19 protein-coding genes and 1 other RNA gene are annotated in these 21,343 nt (G+C 42.1%); 2 read left to right on the plus strand and 18 right to left on the minus strand.

Annotation, left to right across the window (positions count from 1 at the left end; translation table 11 throughout):
* Positions 1–100 precede the first annotated feature (100 nt).
* The 8 genes from IGI77_RS08885 to IGI77_RS08920 all read right to left on the minus strand — a co-directional run bounded on the left by IGI77_RS08885 (position 101) and on the right by IGI77_RS08920 (position 5,759).
* Complete coding sequence (locus IGI77_RS08885) at positions 101–334, minus strand: hypothetical protein (protein WP_010748385.1); 234 nt, start codon at positions 332–334, stop codon at positions 101–103.
* The gene (locus IGI77_RS08890) at positions 331–711 is read right to left on the minus strand and encodes a hypothetical protein (RefSeq protein ID WP_005226138.1); all 381 of its coding nucleotides are present in this window, start codon (positions 709–711) and stop codon (positions 331–333) included. The genes IGI77_RS08885 and IGI77_RS08890 overlap by 4 nt, the downstream gene beginning before the upstream one ends.
* 83 nt (positions 712–794) lie before the next feature.
* Entirely contained in the window at positions 795–1,454 is a 660-nt protein-coding gene (locus tag IGI77_RS08895) for an HD domain-containing protein (protein ID WP_010748387.1), read from the minus strand.
* A gap of 146 nt (positions 1,455–1,600) precedes the next feature.
* Complete coding sequence (locus IGI77_RS08900; RefSeq protein WP_015509741.1) at positions 1,601–3,115, minus strand: carboxypeptidase M32; 1,515 nt, start codon at positions 3,113–3,115, stop codon at positions 1,601–1,603.
* Positions 3,112–4,275, minus strand: coding sequence for a THUMP domain-containing class I SAM-dependent RNA methyltransferase (locus IGI77_RS08905; RefSeq protein ID WP_010748389.1), 1,164 nt, complete (start codon positions 4,273–4,275; stop codon positions 3,112–3,114). The genes IGI77_RS08900 and IGI77_RS08905 overlap by 4 nt, the downstream gene beginning before the upstream one ends.
* A 66-nt stretch (positions 4,276–4,341) precedes the next feature.
* Positions 4,342–4,707, minus strand: an RNA gene (rnpB, locus tag IGI77_RS08910) — RNase P RNA component class B.
* Between the two features lie 24 nt (positions 4,708–4,731).
* Positions 4,732–5,142, minus strand: a complete 411-nt coding sequence (gpsB, locus tag IGI77_RS08915) for a cell division regulator GpsB (protein ID WP_005226142.1) — start codon at positions 5,140–5,142, stop codon at positions 4,732–4,734.
* Positions 5,143–5,213: 71 nt separating this feature from the next.
* The gene (locus IGI77_RS08920) at positions 5,214–5,759 is read right to left on the minus strand and encodes a DUF1273 domain-containing protein (protein WP_005226143.1); all 546 of its coding nucleotides are present in this window, start codon (positions 5,757–5,759) and stop codon (positions 5,214–5,216) included.
* Positions 5,760–5,829: 70 nt separating this feature from the next.
* Between IGI77_RS08920 and recU the strand changes: the two genes are divergently transcribed.
* Positions 5,830–6,456, plus strand: a complete 627-nt coding sequence (gene recU / locus IGI77_RS08925; RefSeq protein WP_015509744.1) for a Holliday junction resolvase RecU — start codon at positions 5,830–5,832, stop codon at positions 6,454–6,456.
* 1 nt (position 6,457) lies between these two features.
* Positions 6,458–8,779 (plus strand): PBP1A family penicillin-binding protein, encoded by a 2,322-nt coding sequence (locus IGI77_RS08930; protein WP_034857413.1) that lies wholly within the window; start codon positions 6,458–6,460, stop codon positions 8,777–8,779.
* Between the two features lie 79 nt (positions 8,780–8,858).
* Here IGI77_RS08930 and IGI77_RS08935 read toward each other — a convergent pair whose 3' ends face one another.
* The 10 genes from IGI77_RS08935 to nth form a co-directional block, all read right to left on the minus strand.
* A complete protein-coding gene (locus IGI77_RS08935) occupies positions 8,859–10,058 on the minus strand; it encodes a hypothetical protein (protein ID WP_404603605.1) in 1,200 nt (399 codons plus the stop codon).
* A gap of 245 nt (positions 10,059–10,303) precedes the next feature.
* Complete coding sequence (locus tag IGI77_RS08940; RefSeq protein ID WP_438769883.1) at positions 10,304–10,909, minus strand: hypothetical protein; 606 nt, start codon at positions 10,907–10,909, stop codon at positions 10,304–10,306.
* 121 nt (positions 10,910–11,030) lie between these two features.
* The gene (lepB, locus tag IGI77_RS08945) at positions 11,031–11,510 is read right to left on the minus strand and encodes a signal peptidase I (protein WP_015509748.1); all 480 of its coding nucleotides are present in this window, start codon (positions 11,508–11,510) and stop codon (positions 11,031–11,033) included.
* A gap of 18 nt (positions 11,511–11,528) precedes the next feature.
* Entirely contained in the window at positions 11,529–13,580 is a 2,052-nt protein-coding gene (locus IGI77_RS08950) for a glucosaminidase domain-containing protein (RefSeq protein ID WP_123834592.1), read from the minus strand.
* A 259-nt stretch (positions 13,581–13,839) separates the two neighbouring features.
* Positions 13,840–16,893: a WxL domain-containing protein gene (locus IGI77_RS08955; protein WP_284591733.1), complete on the minus strand. Its 3,054-nt coding sequence runs from the start codon at positions 16,891–16,893 to the stop codon at positions 13,840–13,842.
* A gap of 1 nt (position 16,894) precedes the next feature.
* Positions 16,895–18,022, minus strand: a complete 1,128-nt coding sequence (locus tag IGI77_RS08960; protein ID WP_284591734.1) for a DUF916 and DUF3324 domain-containing protein — start codon at positions 18,020–18,022, stop codon at positions 16,895–16,897.
* A gap of 13 nt (positions 18,023–18,035) precedes the next feature.
* Positions 18,036–18,848: a WxL domain-containing protein gene (locus tag IGI77_RS08965; RefSeq protein ID WP_005226152.1), complete on the minus strand. Its 813-nt coding sequence runs from the start codon at positions 18,846–18,848 to the stop codon at positions 18,036–18,038.
* A 41-nt stretch (positions 18,849–18,889) separates the two neighbouring features.
* Positions 18,890–19,693, minus strand: a complete 804-nt coding sequence (locus IGI77_RS08970; protein WP_015509752.1) for a WxL domain-containing protein — start codon at positions 19,691–19,693, stop codon at positions 18,890–18,892.
* Between the two features lie 14 nt (positions 19,694–19,707).
* Entirely contained in the window at positions 19,708–20,082 is a 375-nt protein-coding gene (locus IGI77_RS08975; RefSeq protein ID WP_005226154.1) for an LPXTG cell wall anchor domain-containing protein, read from the minus strand.
* Between the two features lie 604 nt (positions 20,083–20,686).
* Entirely contained in the window at positions 20,687–21,343 is a 657-nt protein-coding gene (gene nth, locus IGI77_RS08980) for an endonuclease III (RefSeq protein WP_195960721.1), read from the minus strand.

Below are 21,343 nucleotides of genomic sequence, written 5' to 3' on the forward strand. Positions count from 1 at the left end.
CGCTTCGTATTTTTTTGGTAAGCTGCCTAGATTGCTAGACCCCTTCTAAAGATCCATCCGCCACTTTCGTAGTAAAACAGTTTATCAACTAAAAAAAGGTTTATTCGTCGGCTAGTTCTTCATCCAGGTCTGTCTCTGAGGTATCAGCAAAAGACTCTTTCACATCATCATTGACTTGCTCCAATAAATATTGCCAGTCACTATTCGACACAACCACCACATCGATATTCTTTTCTTCATCGATCAGCTCGAGATTCGAAACATCCTCTCCTAACTGCTGGAATAGGTCGATCAATGTTTGGTCTTGTAGCGTTACGTATTCAGTCCGTTTCATCCTTCTTCCCCCCATGAGTCAAAAAATTCATAAAACAAGATATCGAAACTAGTAAGATCGGTCATCTTTTGTAAAGTAGATAGATCTAAACGAATAAACGCTTTTTCCACTAATAAATAATGGTTTTCTTCCAGCGCTTCTTCGATAAATGGTAAAATCTCTTCTTCATCCCCTAATGTTTCACTAGAGATTTGGTCGATTTGATCAAACAAGCGATCATCTTGCAACAAAAAGAATTGATCGTCGTAAAGATAGACTGCGATTTGATATTGCCGGATGGGTAGCTCAGCCCGAATGACAAAAAAGCACTCTCCTGAATTGGAAATCGCTGGCAATAATTCATTCGGTTGTAATGCCTGTTGGTAGTACATTTCCATCCCTCCTTTGTACTTACTATTATAAAGAACAAAGGAGGAAAAAGGAAATAATCGAATTCTAGTTTAAAAAACTCTAAACAAAGTTAGACATCCCATTCTGCATAGAATTCTTCTAAAAAATCCTTCATGAAAGCCACACGTCGTTGGGCTTCTTTTTTGCCATACGCCGTGGTCATCTTTTCAGGAAGCAAAAATAGTTTCTCATAAAAATGATTGATCACCGTCGTCCCTTTTCGGTAATCTTCATGATTTTGAAACGTCTTCGGGGCTAAGTCACTGACATGGATCGGGTGTTGATGACTGCCACCAAAATAACTCGTCCGTAAAATACCGATCGCACCTAAAGCATCGAGACGATCCGCATCACGAACGACGCGGCCCTCTACTGAGACAACTTGCGCGCCTTGCAAAAGTTCTTTTGAAAAAGACAGATTCTCGATAATAGAAAAAATTTCTTTCGTTTGTGCTTCACTGGCTCCCGCTGTGGTCAAACAAGCTCGCACTTCGTTAGACGCCGCTGTGACATCCGCCACAACTTTGTCATCCACCGTATCATGGAGATAGGCTGCCGCCTGTACGACAAAGCAATCAACTGCCAATTCGTCGGCATCAATGATGGCTTGACTTAACCCAGCCACTCGTTTGACATGATCAAACCCATGTCCTGTGTAATCATTCCCCAGAATACTTTCGGCATAAGCAATTACTTTGCTAAGATCGGCAACATTGTTTTCTTCCTTCATTTTTTTCCTTCTTTCGATATGAAAGCAGCTAGCCTTCTTTTTTCGATGGTGATTGATACAAAAGGAAAAGAAGTTCAACAAGACGAGCACCCCATGAAATAATTGGGGCGGCAACGTCTTGCGAAGCTTCTTTCCACTCGTTACTTTTAAGCGAAATCTTGCGTCTCGCTGATTTTATAGACACTAAAATAGATCTTGCGTAAATAGTCTAATAGATATTGAGGATTCAATAATTCATCCGTTGCATCTAAAATCAATTCATTTGGTTTCTTGGATGCGCCATATTGATGAATATTTTCAGTCAGCCATTTACGAATCGGTGAATAATCATCCGAAGCCAACACTTCATCGACATTAATTTCTTTTTCCATGGCGTGGAGTAATTGCGCTGCATACATATATCCTAGAGCATAGGATGGGAAATACCCGAAGCTTGAACCTGACCAATGAACGTCTTGTAAGATCCCTTCCAAGTCATTTTCTGGACGAATCCCTAAATATTCCTCGTATTTGTCATTCCAGATTTTTGGCAGTTCATCGATCGATACGGTTTCGTTAAAGATCATTTTTTCGATCTCGTAACGAATAATAATATGAATGACATATGTCAGACTATCAGCTTCAATACGGATCAAGCTAGCTTTTGAGTGCTTTAAGGAGTCATAGAAAGTGTCAAAAGACACATCATCAAACGTGCCTTCCGCACATTCTTGGAAAAATGGGTATTGCTTTGCCCAGAAATTGCGGTTGCTGCCGATAATGATTTCATTAAACAGCGATTGGGATTCGTGGATTCCCATGGACGCCCCTTCATGAACAGGCGTGCCTTCGTATTTCTCATCGATGTTTTGCTCGTACATCCCGTGACCAGCTTCATGAATCACACCGAACAGTCCCATCGAAAAGTCAGTTTCGCTCCAGCGTGTGGTCAACCGTACATCATTGTGGTTGATCCCCGTAGCGAATGGGTGGACCGTATTATCCAAACGGCCGCGAGAAAAGTCATAGCCTAAGTCGGCGATCACTTTTGAGATAAATTTACGTTGTTGCGCTTCGGTCATCTTACGTGAAAGGATCGAAGTGTCTGGCGCTGTTCCTTTTTCAGCCAATTGACGACGAATATCCATGATACCGTCTCTCACTTGTGAGAATACGTTATCCAAGATCTCAACCGTCATATTCGGCTCGTATTGGTTTAACAAGACGTCATAGTTCGTCAGCTCATTTTTCTTCCAATAAGGAATCAATTCTTTCGTCAAGCGAATGTTTTCAGAAAGAGCGTCTTTAAATAAAGAAAAATCTTTTTCTTTACGGGCTTTGAGCCAAGCAGTATGTGCTTTTGACGTAGCTGCGGAAGCCGCCATCGCCAACTCATTGGGTACATCTTTTTGCAATTCATATTCTTCTTTGACTAATTGATACGCAGCTTTCCCTACTTCTGATAATTCATCTGGGTGTTTCCCGAAATAGCTGATCGCTTCTTGGATTGGTTCCCCCACTTTTTTATCAAAGTATAGACCATATAAATAGCTGTCAACTTCCGCACGGTAATCACTGGCTTTTTCTGGCATCCCTGTTTGATTATCCCAGCCTAAGATCCCCATTGCTTGTTGTAATAGATCGATTTCTTTTAATTCTTTCAGAAATTCTTGTTCTTTCATTCAGCAGACTCCTTTTTGCGTGGCGGACGTTGTCCCCAGTATTGGAAGAGATCGGTACGAATCGCACCGTTGTATAATTTGCGTTTTTTTGTCGCTTTTTCGCCGTAATGGGTCTCAAAAGTCAAGTCACTGGTCAAAAAGTACTTGCTCCAGGTTTTTAGCGGCCGAAACACTTGGCCCATTTCCTGATACAGTCGCTGAACGGACGCTTCTTCTCCTAAGCGTTCACCATAAGGAGGGTTAGCCACAACGACACCATACTCTTTTTCTGTTTTAAAGTCTTTAACGGCTTGTTGTTTGAAGGTGATCGAATCTCCTAGACCGATTTCTTCCGCATTTCTGCGGGCGATCTCAATCATTCGACCATTGATATCCGAACCGGTAATATCTAATTCGACATCATAATCTGCTGCTTCATCTGCTTCTTTCCGTACTTTTTCAAATACTTCTGCTGGGAACCAATCCCACGTTTCGCAAACAAATTCCCGATTAAAGCCAGGGGCGATATTGTGACCGATCAACGCTGCTTCAATGCACAACGTGCCTGATCCACAAACGGGATCGACAAACGGCTTGTCTTTGTACCAATTTGTCAGCATCACTAAAGCCGCAGCCATGTTTTCTTTCAGCGGCGCGCCTCCTTTTTCTAAACGATAGCCACGTTTAAACAAACTAGGGCCAGTCGTATCCAATGTGATCATCGCATGGTCTTTCAATAAAGCGACTTCTAATTGGAAAAAAGCGCCCGTTTCAGTCAGCGGCACACTTGCTGGACGATGGTATACTTCTCTTAAGCGATTGACGATTGCTTTTTTGGTAATCGCTTGACAATCAGGTACACTATACAATTTTGATTTGATTGATTTTCCAGCTACCGGAAATTCAGCATCTAAAGGTAAAAAGTCTTCCCACGGTAACGCTTTAACTTCTTCAAACAGCTGATCGAAAGTCAATACGTCAAATTCCCCGACGACGATTTTGATACGGTCCGCTGTACGGAGCCACAAGTTCGCGGTAGCAATGGTCTCCATCGTCCCTTTAAAACGCGCTCGGCCGTTTTCAACCTCACACTCGATCCCTAAATCCCGTAATTCTTTGCCCACTAGTGCTTCTAAACCGCTCGCAGCGGTGGCAATACAATTAAATGTTTTTTCAGTCATAACGCTCTCCTTCTTGGTATAAAAAAACCTTCCGTTGCTGGAAGGATTCCCTGATAGGTTGTGATTTTCTATAAGCCATGTTTTGTCCGTATTTTCCTCAGGGAGAAGAAAACACTGGGTAATTATCTATCTGCAATTACTTGCCTTCTTGCTCCGTTCATTTCCGTGCAAAAAGTGCCCCTACCATTGTTTGGGTTGCTCGCTCGAGGGGTTTACCGCGTTCCACCAAGACGGTTTCCCGCCTTGCTTCGTCACTGTGGCACTTTCAAGGATACTTTGGCATAGCTTACACCTTAGCCATTTTTCCTGCCGTTACTTTCTCAAGTACCCTAGCTTATGGTTTCGCTAGGCACGAACACTACAAGCATCTCAGCTTGTGCGAGCATGGACTTTCCTCAGCATAATCGAGTTATGCCGCAATTACCCGAAAACCACAACTATCTTTTCTAAAATAGATTAGAATTGACGGGTTTTTTCGTTGTCATCTTCAAAATCAGCATTTGTATAGTTGCTGTTGTAGGAAGAAGAACGAGTGACAGGTTCTGATTCACGATCAAGCTTTTTGCCAAACACTTCTTTTTCAAGATTAGACAAACGTTTCAAAATATCAAAGTTTGTAACGGTTTGGCTTTTCGGCGCTTCTTGTTGAACACGAGATGCGATCGCTTGGTTTTTCGACAATTGATCGATTTTCGCTGTCAGACGGTCATTTTCTTCTTGCAGGGCTAAGATCTCTTTATTGTAGCTTTCGTAGTCTTTAATGATATTATCTAAAAACTCATCCACTTCAACTGGATCATACCCGCGCATTTTTGTTTTGAATTCTTGTTGCAGAATATCTTTTGGACTATAAATTAAATTTGCCATTATTTACACCTCATTGTTTATTCCAAATGGTTTTCACTTTCTAGACCATTCTATCAAAAAATATACGAAAATCAAAGTAAATTACTATCAAATGTTGCGTTTTGTAGGTCATCCATTGTTATTTGATGAATAAAGTAGGGATTTTGCTCACTATAAGCTTTGGCATCTCTTAAGAAATAATTAGGTTTTCCTGGAAATTCGTCATCATATAACACAAGTGCGCCTTCGGTATGCTCCAGTAAAAATGCCGTGTGATTTCTTAATTGACTGGGGTCTTGGTAAGGCTTATGGCTGGTGGCATTGACATAATCGGCAAATGACTTCGCTGTTTGCAGTGCCTGCTGATTTGTTTCGTTCCAATTTTCACCAAACCCTTCAAATGGAAAAATAATTCCTAGTTTCAGTTCTGGGTATGTCTGTTTTAATTGTTCAACGGCTTCGGCACACCACAGCTCCGCGCCAAGATTCCCGCTGATCAAGAGCCATTCTAACCCTTCTTCGACATAATTGGTCAAAGTCGACATTATTACTTTCTTAATAACTGCAATCTTGGGATCTTTTGCTTGAAAGACACCTAATTCATAATTACGATAGCCAGTAAAGTATAAGGTTTTCATTGTTTCTCTGGTCATCTCTTTTCTTTCCAAACGACTTTTTGGTATAATGTTGCCTAGGAGTGTGAACAACATGGTTATTCGTTACCCGAATGGACAATCTACTACCTATGATGACGGCAAAAAACAAAAAATGCAAGAGAAACTAATAAAGCCAAAAACGTATGCCAATCGTGGGATGCGTTTTGAAGAAGCGATCAATGAAAGCAACCTTTATTATTTGAATCGGAAACTTGCTGTCATTCATAAGAAACCGACACCAATTCAAATCGTGAAAGTAGATTATCCAAGAAGAAGCGCCGCCGTAATCAAAGAAGCCTATTTCCGTGAGGCATCCACCACTGATTACAATGGGGTTTATCAAGGGCAATATATCGACTTTGAAGCGAAAGAGACTCAAAACAAAACGTCATTTCCCTTTAAAAATTTTCATCCACACCAAATCAAGCATATGGAAGACTGTTTGGAACAAGCGGGTTTATGTTTTGTTCTTTTATGGTTTTCTAGTCTACAACGCTGCTTTTTTCTCGATAGCAAGTGCTTAGTTTCTCAATGGCACCTGCAAAAAGAAACGGGAAAAAAATCAATGACACTGGCCTATATTGAAACGAATGGGATTGAAATCATCCCTTCAATTGCGCCGCGTATTCCCTATTTAAAAGCAGTTGATCAATTTTTAACGATGAAGGAGAATGATTAGTATGGCAAATGGATCACAATCGAGGACCTCTCGGCATGATTCTAAAAAAGGTACAGCTAAAAAAGCACCAAAGCCTCCTAAGGCAAAAGGCAAACGAAGCATTGGGAGTATTCTTTTAAAAGTATTTATGGGGCTGTTTTTCTTAGGCTGTATCGGGATTCTATCCGGGATGGGGCTATTCTGGTGGTATGCCAAAGATGCGCCTGCACTTGATGAAACACGTTTGGATTCAACGGTTTCTTCTCGTTTCTATGCGTCAAATGGCGAATTGATCACTGAATTCGGTAGTGAAACCAGAGAAAAAATTACAGCAAGTGAGATTCCTCAACTGCTGGAAGACGCGATCGTCTCTGTCGAAGATCGCCGCTTCTACCAGCATATCGGAGTCGATCCGATTCGGATCGTCGGTTCCGCATTATCCAATGCCACAACCGGCGGTATGCAAGGCGGAAGTACGTTGACACAGCAATTGATCAAGCTGTCCTTCTTTTCTACCAGCGCTGAAGACCAAACATTACGTCGAAAAGCACAAGAAGCATGGATGGCGGTTCGTCTTGAACAAATGAAATCAAAACAAGAGATCCTCACTTACTACATCAATAAAGTATATATGTCCAATGGTGTATATGGGATGCAAACGGCCGCAATGAAGTTTTACGGCAAGCCGTTAGCTGAACTAGACCTTGCGCAAACCGCTTTGATTGCCGGTTTACCAAATGCCCCTTCAGCTTTTGACCCATTTGCGCATCCTGATAATGCGAAAAGTCGGCGAGATGTTGTTTTAGGTGCGATGCTGGAAAATGAAAAAATCACGCAAGCGGAATATGATGCGGCCGTTGCCGAGGATATTCAAGAAGGCTTGCAAGACAATCCCCGTGAAAACCAAGAGTGGAAATACTTTGACAACTACTTTAACGAAGTGATCGCTGAAGTCAAAGAAAAAACTGGGAAAGATGTGTATACTGACGGCTTAGATATTTATACTAATGTCGATATCGATGCACAAAAACGATTATATGACATCGTCAACAGTGACGACTACGTTGATTACCCAGATGACAAGATGCAAGTTGCCGCTACCTTAGTTGATGTTAACACAGGCAAGGTGACCGCTCAGATCGGTGCCCGTAATGTTGATGATGTTCTAGCAAATAACCTGGCTGTCAATGTCGCACGAGACTTTGGTTCGACCGTCAAACCAATCACAGACTATGGCCCTGCCTTTCAATTTCTACAAGATTCCACGGGTAGAATGATTTTAGATGAACCTTACACGTATAAAGGGACGAATATTCCTGTTTACAACTGGGATCGCCAATATATGGGCAATATCACCTTGCGGACCGCTCTAGCAGAGTCTAGAAATGTGCCGGCAGTGAAGCTGTTTGATGAAGTCGGCGCGGACAATATCGCAGACTTTCTCAGTGGTTTAGGAATCGAATATGATACGATCACCCAATCCAATGCGATTTCCAGCAATACGGATAAATTGGATGGCACAAAGTATGGGATCTCCAGTCTGAAAATGGCCGCTGCTTATGCTGCGTTTTCAAATGGTGGCACCTATTATGAACCACAGTACGTCAATAAAATCGTCATGCAAGATGGTACAGAAGACGAAGAATCCTTTAAAGTTTCTGGTCAAGAAGCAATGGATGATACGACAGCTTACATGGTGACCGATATCTTGAAAGATGTTATTTCTGTCGGAACTGGAACCAACGCGCAAATCGATGGTTTGTACCAAGCAGGGAAAACGGGAACGTCCAACTACACCGATGACCAGTTAGCACAACTGGATACATCGAATGGTGCCTACCCTGATATTACCTTTGCCGGCTATACTCCCTCCTACTCATTGGCGGTTTGGACAGGCTACAACGACAAAATGACACCGATCACTGATAGTAGTACCCATGTGGCTTCAGATGTCTATCGTGAATTGATGCGCTATGTTTCTGCTTCTGTAGAAAACACGGACTGGACAATGCCTGACGGATTGACACGGATCGGAAGAGAGCTTTATCTTGAAGGGACGTACACCCAACCAAGCTATTCAGCACCAAGTTCGTCCAGCAGCAGTTCCTACGTTGAACCAACGACACCTTCTACAGAAAGTAGCGAATCAACACCATCAAGTACAACAGAATCATCAAGCGAAGTAACACCACCAGTGACAACACCTGATGAGGATGATTCATCATCGGTCGTTACGCCTCCTGCTTCTAGTCAGGATCCCGGTTCAACAACACCTTCCAGCAGTGAGGATAATCCTTCCTCACCACCGGACCCGCCGGAACCAAACGATGGTAGTGTCGAATAATGGAGAATCGCAAAAAAACAGTAGATCAAAATCTGATCTACTGTTTTTTTATAACTAACTGCCATATAAATGTAGAAGCTTACTTTTCAAGCTCTTCAAACAGCAATTTTTTATCGGAAAGCTGATAAACTTGATTATGCAGATCGTCAAACAAGTGAATCACATTTTCTTTCGTCTCGTTCACTTCAAAAAGAATCTCTTTGGCACGATCATGAATCCCATCGATCCGCATTTCTGTTGTACGGATCATTCGTTCAGATTCGATTTTCGCTTCCTGAATTGTGCGATTCGCTTTTCTTCTAGCAAAGACTAAGACCTCACTGATTTCTGTTTGGAACTGCTCGTTTTCGATTTGTAGGGCTGCATTTTCTTCCCTTAATGCTTCGATTGTCGCCTGAAGCTCTGCGACTTCTTCATTTGATTCGCTAGCTGATACATTTGCAGCAAGCTCTTCTTTTTCTGCCAATTGCTGTTTCAAATCAGCAATTACCTCTTGCAGCTGCTGGATTTCTTGCCGCTTCAAGGTCCATTCAGCGCGTTCCTTTTCGTAAGTTTGTTTCTCTTGTTGCTCTTTTTCTTGCTGAACAGCTAACTTGGCTTCTAATTGCTGGATTTTTACTTCAAGTTTTTCTGTATCTACTTTTGCAAGCTGCTCTTCTAGGTCTTTGACTTTCTTATTCGCTTCTACTAGCGAAGCTTTTAATTCTTTTGCCTCTGCTTCTTGTTGAGCCACTACCTTCTGCTGTTTTTTTAACTGATTTTTTTCTTCCTGTAGTTGCTCATTTTCTAAAATCAATTCTTTGATTTCAAAAGATAAATTTTCAATCATATGATCCTTTTCTTGTTCTTTTGACTCTTGCTTATTTGTCTGGTTTGTACTCAATTCTTTCTCCATACGTTCTCCTTTATCTTCAACGAGTTGACTATCCTTGGCGTAGCTATCACGGTTGCCAGAGGACTTTTGCTGCACTGCTATCTTTTTGACACTTTGCTCTTTCTGCTGATCTCCAGCCACTCTTTGGTGAGAAATCGGTTTTGCGAAAGTTTGTGCGACAGGTTTTACTGCTTCTTTCTGGGTTTTAGGGAGTTCATTGTCTGCTGGTCGATTGGTCTTATCCTCTTTTTTTTCAGGGGTAGCCTTTGCGGACCCTTGATCCTCAACGATTCCCTCTTCTTGATTTGTCTCCTCAAATTCATTCAGCTCTTCTATGGATAATTGATTCACTTCATCCATTAGCTTTTGGGCAGAAAACCAACCTTTGTTTTTCTTTTTCATCATTAATTTTTCACACTGCCTTTTTGTTCATTTGTATTGATCGTTTCACTTTGATCCGTTTGAGGAGTAGACGATATGCTCTCGCTCCTCTCGTTGTTGGCTACTTCTTGAGCATCAGTGTTTGGGAATCTGCGTTCTAAAAGGGTCCAGACCCCATTCTCGTCACGAATGATCGTCTGCTCAAAGGACTGATCAGAATCCTTGGAAAATTGGACAGAGAAGGTTCCTTGGGTGATCAGGGGAACGTTCTACATATCATGGAGTAGACGAGAAAAATTCTCTTCCCATCCGTTTAAGTCATCAATTGATGGTAATTTGCTAGATAGAACAATCGAGATTTCTTGCAAAGGCTGATCAACAAAAATCATCGCTACAGTGCGACCTAGATATGGTGATAACTGATAGGCCAACTCATATTCAGCTGCAAACTGTGCTTCACGATCATTGGAGACGAGTAAATGCTCCCAATCAATCGCTTCAAAAGAAAAGCCGTTCTCAGGATATGCAAAAATCGGCATACGCATCCATTCCGTTTGTTCAGTTCTTAGCGCGAAGACTTCCTCTTTCAATTGACTGGTTTCTTCTTGCAGCTTTTGCAAATGAATGCCGCCTGTCAGCTGAAAAACTGTTAGTAGCAAGACACTTACGATTATGGCACTACTGCAGCCCAATACAATTAGCAGGTGCCCACTGCGCAGGTTGTGCTTAAATAAACGCAGTTTCCTTTTGGATAAAGCATCTGACGACAGCTGCTTTTCAACTTTTCTTAATAAATATTCTCGATACAATCGCCAACCGATGATACTACCTGCTCCAATGGCAAGCAGTATCATCCCAATATAGATAAAAATCACAGTCTCTTCCTTCCATCAAAACTAAAATTCGTTTTATTCATCCATTTTGATACAAACTTAGTCTCGTTGATATGTTGCAAGAAATGAATCATCGCAAACTTCCTTTCAAAAAGCTGATGTGTCAGAAGAACGTGGTCACCACACCATAAAAGGTTTTACTTGAAATGATTCCAAATTCTCTACTATCACTTGAAGTGAGCAGTGCATCGCCAACGACAAAGTACTCATCTTCTTTGAGGTACCCCCGAATCGGCAACGCCTCAACGGCTTCATCCTTCACAGTGATCATAAATGAAAAATCAAAGTCAGTATCCTCCGCCCCAATCAACAACCGCTCCTGTGTACGAACGAAGGAATCCCCCGGTACACCAATCACTCTCTTGATCAAAAATTTTCCTTCCTGTTCGAAAGCGATCAGCTGATAGCGATTTGGCTGGCGCTTTTTATGAATCAGCACAACTTGTCGATCCTCGATCGTCGGCAGCATGGACGTTCCTCTGACTAACGCCAGTCGATACGGCTGAAGAAACGCAATAAGCAAAAGGACCATCAAAAAGATACCGCTGATAGGAAGACCTATTTGTCTATGCCTTTTACTCATATTGCCAGCCCTCCATCCTTATTTTGGCATAATATATGAAACACTTGATGAGTGCGCCAATTCATTGCTGATCACGCGATAAGAGATTGTGGTTCCACCATAGACATTTCCTTCTGAAACCAAAATACCATTTGGACCAACGGCTTCAACAAAAGCGACATGACCATAACGAGGATCAGATCCAGCTGTTCCAGGTGCAAAAGAGATCATACTACCTGCTTTAGGCGTTTGACTGACGTTGTAACCTAAACGTCGTCCGGTATTGCCCCATTGACCACCATTTCCCATGTAGTCATCTACTTGACCGCCTAATTGACTCACCCGATTGAACACATACCAAGTACATTGTCCAACAGGATACGAACCAGAAAGATTGTAGTCACGACCGTTGTATTCTGGAAATGTCATGAGGGAGCGATACTCTTCTGGAATTTGTTCTTTTCCTTGGATAAACAAGCCTGTTTCTGTTGCGATCACTTGGTCATATTGCGTCAATCCATAGACCGCAATCAGTGAATTGATTTTTTTACTATAATTAACATCGGTCGCATAAGTGCCCGTCAAAGCATCTGCTGCCCGAAGATAGTTTTTTGATTCAGAGCGCCACACGTCTTGATAAAAGGTTGGATTTCCAGTGATTCCTCCGCGAATCAATTTGACATAATCTGCCATCGAATCTCGATAACTTGAATAGGAACGAAAGGCTGCTTGAATTTGGAATAGTTCTCCGTTGCCTTTATCTTCCATTGTTGGTAAAGTCACGCTGCTTCCTTGATAACTGCCTTTGATCCCAAAAAGGTTATAATGGGGACTGCTGGAAAGCCCGCTGTCGCCACTGCCGCTTTCAAGGATCGCTTGCGCGATTAATACAGAAGCAAAGACATCGTATTCTTGCCCTAAGCTTTGGGCTTCTTGTGCCAATGTTTCAATAAACGTCTGGGTCTTTTGATTCACTGTAAATTCGTAAGGGGCTGGATATTCAGTAACTAGCTTTTCGCCATATGTAGCCAATTCAGGATTTGATAGCCGTCTGATCGATAGCGGCTCTTCGATTGAAACCCGCTGAACTTCGATGGCAGTTTTCGTTGGCTCTTCTTGATTTGTCACTAAACTTGCTTGGTAACCATCTGCGAGGTAGATACCGATTAACTTATTTGCGTCATATAAAAGATCCCCCGGTTGTAATTGTTCAACCTGCTGTTCTTTTTCTATCCAGCTAGCTTTTCCTTCTATAACCGCTTTGATCCGTTCATTGATCCATTCGTCCATTGTCGATGGTTCTTCTAGTTCACCAATTTGCCCGATGATCTCGTAGACCAATGCCGCTTGCCATTGGGCATCATAATCAGCTAATATCGGCAAGGTGAAATCTAACAGATTCGAATCTGCGATCTTCGCTGCCCGAAAACTCTCTGGTAAATCAATGGTACGTCCATCATAAAAAGAATTTTTCAAGTGAGAAGTAGCATCTGGTGATTGAACGACAGGGTTTATTACTTGCTCAGGTGCAATAATCGGAGGTGTTTTCGGCTCCTCTTTTTTTGCATTTTCAGTATTTTCGTTGCTCTCAGTTGAAATTTCATTTTCTTTTGGTGCCAATGACTCATCAATCAAGTCGGTCTCTTTTGGCTTGTTCTCTGTTTCTACTTCTAGATCGTCCGTTTCAGCATCTATTTTTTCCTCTTCCTCGGAAGGTTCCGTGGACTCTAATTCCTCTAGTTCGGTCGTTTCCGCTGACTCGGTCGTTTGTGTTGAGTCTGATTCTTCAGACGAATCAAGAGATTCTACAACGGGATCTGCTGTTTCTGAATCCATAAGCGGTTCATTTGATTCGGAGGATAACTCGGTCGAGTCCTCCGTTTGCTCTTTGCTGACGTCTTCTTGACTTTCTTGGTCTTCTGCTGCCGATGAATCTTGGTCATCAAGTTGCTGTTCGACATTTGTATTTTCTGAATAGTTATCAGGCTGAGGGCTTTCTTTCGCCAGCAATACGGGAGAAACAAAAAGTTGGCTTGCTAAAATCCCAGCACTGAATAATGTCAGATATGACTTCTTTTTTTTACTCTTCATACAGTTTCCTTTCTCTTGTTTCAGCTGGCATCATTGGTTTTGAACAAAACCTGACGAACTGATTCAAAGCTGCTTGAATAGTTTTTGCACGAGTTTAGGTGAACTCTATATCTTCGCGGTTATTATGAAGCAAGCGTGATCTACCGCAAAAAAACGGTAAAACCCACTGCTTTTCAAGCGATTTACTCACTATCTTCCTATCAAGAATGGAAGCTGTCATAGGCGTCAACAGCTTCCATTTGATAAGATTGAGCATTGATCATTCGGTAGATGGGACAAAACTTAACTCCCATTCAATTGTTGCTTGGTAGGTCATGTTACGCGGATTTGATCCAATGGGTACTTCAAGTTTGACACTATCCCCCATCGTCCCCATATCCCCGTAGCGCTGAATCCAGGTACCGCTTCCTTCATTTGCATCTGCTTCAGCGATCAAAGCGGGTACCCCAGGATCAAGGATCATTGATTCACTATAAGTGGGAGGAATTGCTGAATTGGCAGCATTCGTCAGCATAACTGCATTTTCTAAAATAATTCGTGCACCCCGAAGTTCTTCTCCTCGATCATTACGAAATCCTGCAGCGGATAATGTCGCGTTAAGTTCCCAACCGGTAAATTGAGCGCGCCGGTCAGAAATCTGCACGTAATTTGGCCGTTCCTCAGTTACTGAGCCATCTGCACTACTAAGACGTTGCGGCAATGCCTTGTACTGTTTGGTATCTGCACTTATTGATACATCTCCAAAGCTATACTGGGAGATGAAATCGATACTGATAAACCCTAAATGTTCTGGTATATCCGGTTTATTTTCTGGGTTCACTTCAATATCTGGTGCGATCGGATCTCGTGGATTCATTGTGGCAATCTCTTGAACAACTGTTTCAGCTGTATCAAATTTTCCATTTAAGAAAGCGTAAGCCGTCACCGTATTATGTTTTGTAAACCGATCCCCCTCGGCTAAAGTCAAGCTGAAATCACCATTGGCATCTGCTTGAAGATGGAACAAGCTGTTATCATCAAAAGAAGGTGATTGCAGTTGCGGTGCGGGAATCGCTGGATCTCCGTCAAAACGAATCACACTATAAGGTGTGGCTTTTCCCCTAATGATTCTTGAACCTTCCAGTGCCGGGTCTTCCGTTAATGGTTCTAAATGAACCTCGACATCTGGAATATATTCAAATAGGATACGTTGTGCTCTTGTGGTAAAATTCGCGCGAAAATGATCAACGATCTCTTGAGAGATGGAAGAAACATTCGAAATCGATGACAAGGTAGAGGCAAAATTCACTTTTAAGTTGAAGATTGGACTCCAACTGAAGTCTGGTTCCTCCGTCAAGTTTCCGTGCCGCCATTGTTTCGCTGCTTGAATATCCACATCTAATAGCCCACCGCTGCCGGAGATCGAAATAAGGCTGCTATTTGCTGCATTTCCGGTAACCGCCCTTGTTTTCTCTAAATTGATGCGTTGTGCATCCGCAAAAGTGAAGGTTGAGGCCGAGCTCAAAAATGTCATCAAGGAATGAGAGGGATTGGTTCCGTCTGACTTAATATCCAAGATTCCTTCTTTAGCAACAATAAATGTGGCGGCACCAGCTACATGGATCACTCCGGATGTGGTGGTCCCTTGATTCACTGCATCAATTTCGACACTGCTTTTATTTCCAATAAGCATCGTGCTTCCAGCACCCATGTAGATAATGTTATAGCCCCATCCATTGAGGCTTGTGGTACGTCCGTCAGCTTTGATTACCACTTTGCTATCCTCAGACATTTCAAAGTGGGCGCCGCTAGCATACATACTGATTGCGGGGGAGTTGGCTCGAGCATTCAAATGAAGCTCTGATCGATTACCGATATCGATCCGACCATTTTGAATGTAAATATTTGCCCCATAGGCTTCTCCTCCTGTGCCAGCTGTTCGCAAGGTCATTTTCACATCATCGCCAATAATCATTCGACCCGTTGCATAGTACAAATAAATATTTCCCGCATTAATCGTTGACATGTCAACTACTGCGTTATCAAGAACTTCTAATTGGGTTATTTCCATATTTACTTGATTCGTTGCGTTGATCGTTTGTACTCGTCCTGATCGGGACGTATACGTCGGTGATTGATGCGATGTTACCTCGCCAGACATAACGACAGGTGTTGCGTGCGAGTGAATCAATTGATTTCCCGCATTGGTCAAGTTATGGTAGCGCATTCTGGATAGATTCTGTTGTGGAATGCTCATATTCGTAAAATTCATGAAGCCATAATAGTTGCCATGAACGATATCGATATTTTGGTACGTGATGTCCCACGGCGTTGCACTATTGACGGTACTATCATAAAATCCGACAGCAACAGCTCTAAAGTCGATTTGATACCCATTGCCTTCGATCACAAGCGTTCTTGAAATTCCAGAAGCATTGGTCCAAATATAGGCTAATCCATTTGTTGGGTTGGAAGTTGCACTTCCCACAGCCACTCCAGAAACTCCTTGAGTAGGATTATCCGAAGATTCAAAGTCGTTTACGATATTGATATAATTTACATCTTTATTCACGATTGCCGCCATAAATTCTTGCCAGTTGGAAACATCCCGGTGACTGATTTCGTTTAACGGTGTGACCGGTTCTGTCAATTGGGCAATCGCTTCTGCTTGATCAGCTTCTGTGTCTTGCTGATTCTCGTTTAGGTTCGCGTCATTGGAAGGTTGCGTGGTTCGTTCCCCTTCCTGCGGCGTCTCTGATGGTGAGACTTCTGTCTCGATCGTTTCATTATCTGCATCATCATCCGAGTCCTCTTCCTCGTCATCTTCTGCCTGTACTTCGATCGTTAGTTCCGCTTCACCTATAACCAGTTGATAATCGCCTATTTTATTAAAGACGATAGGAATCTCGAACTCCATTAGCTCTTCATCAAAGGTAAGCGTCCATTCCTGTTCTTCTTCAGACAGCTTTTTACTCTTCACTTCTGCAGCAAATTCTTCTTCCACGATCGCTGCTTCTTTCGCTACAACCAGCGTAATCTCATCTAACGGTTGGCTTGATACGACGAAAACATCGATCGGTTGATCCACGACACCTTCAATCACACTAACTGGAAACTGAAAAAAAGGGGTATGGATGTCAAATTCTTTTGTTTGGATCGGTTGTGTTGCTTTATCAAGCAAGGACATGTTCTGCGTTTCGTCCAATGGTTCAATCGTGTGATCGATGGCGTGGATTTCTGGCAATAGTAAACTGCTCAGACTTGGAAAAAAAGTTTGCACACTTAGTAATCCAATAATGATCGCAATTATTACCTTGTGTGAGGTATTCTTCATTTCAACTTTTCCCACCTTCCTTTGCATTTTTTTTCTGACGAACAATTAGGATGATCGCAAGCAATAGAAACAAGCTGATTAGACCAGCCGTGGCGATCATCCACCAATTGAGTGACGTATCTACAGTGACATCGAGTTCATTTAAGCGGCGAGCATCTTCTGCCTCTACGCTAAATGTCTGTTCCCAAGACCACTCTTCCTCTCCTGACCGCGCAGTAAGATTCAATACATACTCCCCATTACGAAAACGATCACCATTCAAGGGAATTGGGAAATGCATATGTGAATTAGGAGCCATTTGCATCGCTGATTGACTTGTTTCATATAAAATCGTCTCACTGCCAACAGATCGAATTTCAGCTGTTACTTCCAATTGATTGACAAATGTTGAAGTATAATTTTGGATAACAGCACTAAATACGTTTCGGTAGTTTACTTGATCGGCAAAAACATCAAGCAGTTCCAATCCCGGATCCGTTGCGGACCGATTGTTGCTTACTACCACACCAATGACATAGGAAAATGCATTCCGAATGCCTAATCCTTGTTCAGCAGATTGTGTTTGCTCCTCTTCCGAAATAACCTCTTTGATTCGAATGCCACCTGCCAAAACCCCTTTAAATTCCTCTTCTGGCATCGTAATCGGTAAAGAAATGATTCGTTTTTCTAATGGATCGAACGATACGGTTTCAGGCACCTCTACCAGTTCATCAATTGATGCAGGTAAAGTCGGATCAGGGGATTCTGCATCCCGGCCATATTCCACAACACCATTCACATTCGTAAATGCCGTATGGGCAGAAATTTCTATTTCGATCGCTTGATCAGAACCATTTTCGATCTCTAAAGCCAATTCATCACGTTCTCCCGCCCCAAGATTTAAATCGAAATACCCTAACGCCCCTCCTTCCAGCTGACTTTCAGGTAAGATAGGCGTCACATAGAAGTTTAATTCTGATTCTGTCTGAGCATAGCTCAATCTTGGTGAAAAAAAGAATGATAGTAGGATGACCGTACAGGTAACCGTTTTTATCCATTTCATTCTCATACGTTGTTCAGTCAAAAGTGGTTCTCCTTCCAAAAAAGGCAGGAATAATTTACTATTCCTGCCAGTTGTTTCTTGTTGCAAGCTATGATCCTTCTTACGGATTTACTGTTTCGCCACTACTATCAACAGAAGCAGTTAGCGTCCATGTCATTTCCGCAGTATAGTTAGTTGCTAGCTGCGTGGTAGAGCCTGGTACAAATAGTTGAATATCATCATTTCTGATAATTTCGCCTTCTTGTTTATTAAGATTTTGTTCCGTCAATTTTTCTTGATCTCCCCAGTAAATCGATGAAGCGCCCGCGCCTTGACCGACCGAAGCACGCATGACAGGAATGTCTTGATCGTTGACATCTAGGATCAACGCATTTTGTTCTTCATTATTGATAACGGCACTTGGCTGTAAGTCTCGATCACCCTCACCTTTGTTGAACACGATCTCAGGGTTTGCCAACTTGATTTTTGCCCCAGTCAAGACATCCCCTGATTCAGAAGTAAAATCAGTTAGACTAACATTTAATGTCCAACCAGCATGCGTTCCTCGGGTATCTTGTACTTGGGCAAACGATACATACGGTGTCGTACCTGATTGATCAGCCAAATTACGCTCATCAGCAACGATCGAATACCAACGATCACTGGTAGAAATAGCATTCTGACCAAAATCAAATGTTTGTGGTGCATAAGCAATGGTAAATGGACCCGTTTGTCCTGGCGGTGTTGGTTCGATCGTTTCTACTTCTGGGTGCACGACTGGCGGTTGTACCACTGTTAGATCGCTTCCGTCTGAGGTAAATCCTACAACGTTATCGGTAGTCGTTTCTAATGAAGATTGGGCAAAGGCTTGAACGCCTCCTGCTAGTAAAGTGGTGGATAATACAGCGACCGTAGCTAAACGAATCTTTTTCATTTCTAGTTCCTTCTTTCTTTTTTATTCAGTACAAAACTAAGTTATTGAACCGTTTCTCCGTCCGGTCCAGCTGTTGCAGCCAATGTCCAAGTAAGGGTTGCTTCATAAAGAGCAGCGTCTTTTGCTGTTGATCCAGGAACAAGTAACTCGATTCCAGCATTTTCAACAACCTCTGCGCCTGCTTCCACTTGTCGATTGATTTCTTCCTGATCGCCCCAAACGACTGACGATACGCCAGCACCTTTTGTTTGAGCAGCGGTCAGAACCGAACGCTCACTATTTGTAGCATCTAAAATCAATCCATCCGCATGAATTTGTGGTTCATTTTCTTGGTTGCTTCCGTTATATTCCAATTTTGGCGAATTAAAACGAATTCTTGCTCCAGTCAGTTCATTATTCTGTGTTCCTGATTCAAAAGCACTTAAGGAAACTTTTAAGTCCCAACCAGCATTTGTCCCACGCGTATCTTGGACTTGAGCAAATGAAACATATGGAACTCTTTCTTCACTATCTTCCGCGTCTTTTAGCTTGTGTAATTCAGCCACTAGCTTATATTCTTGATCGGTATTAGAAATCACTTGCTCACCGAAATTAAGCGTAGGTGCGTAAGCAATCGTCAATGGTCCCGTTTGTCCTTCCGGGCCGACTGGATTGATCTCTACATCTGGACCATTAGGACCAGGATTTGGTGGTTGAACCACTGTCGCTTCGCTATCGTTTGGTACAAAGAGAACTTTCCCTTCTGTATCATGGTTTGTTACACTTTCAGTAGCGAAGGCTTGCGCGCTAATAGTAAATAAAGTTGCAGCTAAAACAGCTGCCGATGCAAATCGTACGAATTTCAAATTCATCCCTGCTTTCAAATTATTTGTCTTTTCTTTTTAACCATCATAAATCTTGATCGATGTTTGGTATATTGCACATACAATACAACCAGTACGAGCAGTAATCCAAGTAAGATTACGCCGTAAGTTCTTGTCTCGTTGGTCTTTGGTAAAATACCACCTGGTTTTGCTACCTCGTTTGGTGGCGAGATATTCTCTGTAGGGCCTGCTGGCGGTGCTGGTTCGGGTTGCCCAATAGGCTCATAAACACCGGTAAAAAGCACAGAGCTTTCTGTTTCAACCGACTGCACTTCCTGAGCATTCACCGCTGCCGTAGAAATAGTTATCCCATAAAAAAGAGTGCAAAACAGAACCATACGAACTAATTTCCATACCTTTTCTCCTTTCATTCTCCCTCCTCCTCTATACTTGCCACATCTTATAAGTGATCTTTTCAAAACTGCGTTTGTCTAAGACCCGTTAACAAAAAATGATTTTGAGATCGTTACAGAATCATTTGAACTGTGCAACGCTTTTTCTGTCATTCGTAAAATAGCAGAGAAAGACTTATAACCTTTGACAAAGTTCACTATACTGATGATTTTCACAGATTTGAAATACTATTTTTCACCAATAGGTGAATTTTCTTATTGATTTTACATTTTATTGACTATAAATAAGCATTTTTATAAAAAGAAAGGGTAAAAACTGTGCGAAAGAAGCCCATCATACTAAGCTTACAAATAGTTTCAAAAAAAAGGCGTATCGGAAGGTTCATTTCGCATCGAGCATCATCCCTCACACGATCTCTTTGTGAAAAAGCACCTAATTTTGAGTGGTGTAATCAAAAAAATTCAGTAAGCTTATGTTTTTCCAGTTACTTGAAAGGGCTTTAATAAAGTGTATTACGTTAATTACCTGTTTTTTTATCAATTTGTGCAAAAAAAAAAAAAAAAACGCTAAGCGATTTCGCTTAGCGTCTTGATCCTAGTTACTTTTGGTTTATGTTCACCATTAAATGGTTTTCTTCCCCTTCATCCGAAGTTTTCCTTCTTGGCACATTGTCAACAATGGACAAACCTCACACTTAGGTGCCCGTGCTGTGCAATGATAACGACCAAAGAAAATTAACGTGTGATGCGTTTTGACCCACAACGTATCTGGAATCTTTTTCATCAATGTTTGTTCGACTTCTAATACGTTGGCGTCTAGTTTACAGATGCGCAGCCTTTTTGATACCCGTTCGACATGCGTATCGACAGCGATTGCTGGAATGCCAAATGCATCGCCAAGAACGACGTTCGCTGTTTTTCTGCCGACACCTGGCAAAGAAATTAAGTCTTCTCTGGTTTGAGGCACTTCGCCTCCAAAACGCAGCAACAATTCAGAGGCACAAGTTTTGATATTTTTCGCTTTGTTTCGATAGAGGCCAATCGATTTGATTTTTTCAATAATGTCTTCTAACGGCGCCTCGCTGAGAGCCTGAGGCGTTGGATATGCTTCAAAAAGTGCCGGTGTCACTTTATTGACTGACACGTCCGTTGCCTGTGCGCTTAGAATGACAGCAATCAGCAATTCAAAGGCATTTTGTGACACTAGTTCTCCATGTGCTTCAGGAAACATCTCATACATTATTTCTATCGCAGTCATTGTTTTTTCTTTACTGATCAT

Origin of the sequence: Enterococcus sp. DIV0213h (assembly GCF_051711285.1) — a bacterium.
GTDB classification, from domain to species: domain Bacteria; phylum Bacillota; class Bacilli; order Lactobacillales; family Enterococcaceae; genus Enterococcus_D; species Enterococcus_D casseliflavus.

Coding starts and splice junctions, on each gene's coding strand:
- IGI77_RS08905 (WP_010748389.1), bottom strand. CDS start 4,275: ATGACTGAAAAAACATTTAATTGTATTGCCACCGCTGCGAGCGGTTTA.
- IGI77_RS08935 (WP_404603605.1), bottom strand. CDS start 10,058: ATGATGAAAAAGAAAAACAAAGGTTGGTTTTCTGCCCAAAAGCTAATG.
- lepB (WP_015509748.1), bottom strand. CDS start 11,510: ATGAGTAAAAGGCATAGACAAATAGGTCTTCCTATCAGCGGTATCTTT.
- IGI77_RS08975 (WP_005226154.1), bottom strand. CDS start 20,082: ATGAAAGGAGAAAAGGTATGGAAATTAGTTCGTATGGTTCTGTTTTGC.
- IGI77_RS08965 (WP_005226152.1), bottom strand. CDS start 18,848: ATGAAAAAGATTCGTTTAGCTACGGTCGCTGTATTATCCACCACTTTA.
- IGI77_RS08900 (WP_015509741.1), bottom strand. CDS start 3,115: ATGAAAGAACAAGAATTTCTGAAAGAATTAAAAGAAATCGATCTATTA.
- nth (WP_195960721.1), bottom strand. CDS start 21,343: ATGATCAGTAAAGAAAAAACAATGACTGCGATAGAAATAATGTATGAG.
- gpsB (WP_005226142.1), bottom strand. CDS start 5,142: ATGGCAAATTTAATTTATAGTCCAAAAGATATTCTGCAACAAGAATTC.
- recU (WP_015509744.1), top strand. CDS start 5,830: ATGGTTATTCGTTACCCGAATGGACAATCTACTACCTATGATGACGGC.
- IGI77_RS08930 (WP_034857413.1), top strand. CDS start 6,458: ATGGCAAATGGATCACAATCGAGGACCTCTCGGCATGATTCTAAAAAA.
- IGI77_RS08895 (WP_010748387.1), bottom strand. CDS start 1,454: ATGAAGGAAGAAAACAATGTTGCCGATCTTAGCAAAGTAATTGCTTAT.
- IGI77_RS08890 (WP_005226138.1), bottom strand. CDS start 711: ATGGAAATGTACTACCAACAGGCATTACAACCGAATGAATTATTGCCA.
- IGI77_RS08885 (WP_010748385.1), bottom strand. CDS start 334: ATGAAACGGACTGAATACGTAACGCTACAAGACCAAACATTGATCGAC.
- IGI77_RS08950 (WP_123834592.1), bottom strand. CDS start 13,580: ATGAAGAGTAAAAAAAAGAAGTCATATCTGACATTATTCAGTGCTGGG.
- IGI77_RS08955 (WP_284591733.1), bottom strand. CDS start 16,893: ATGAAGAATACCTCACACAAGGTAATAATTGCGATCATTATTGGATTA.
- IGI77_RS08920 (WP_005226143.1), bottom strand. CDS start 5,759: ATGAAAACCTTATACTTTACTGGCTATCGTAATTATGAATTAGGTGTC.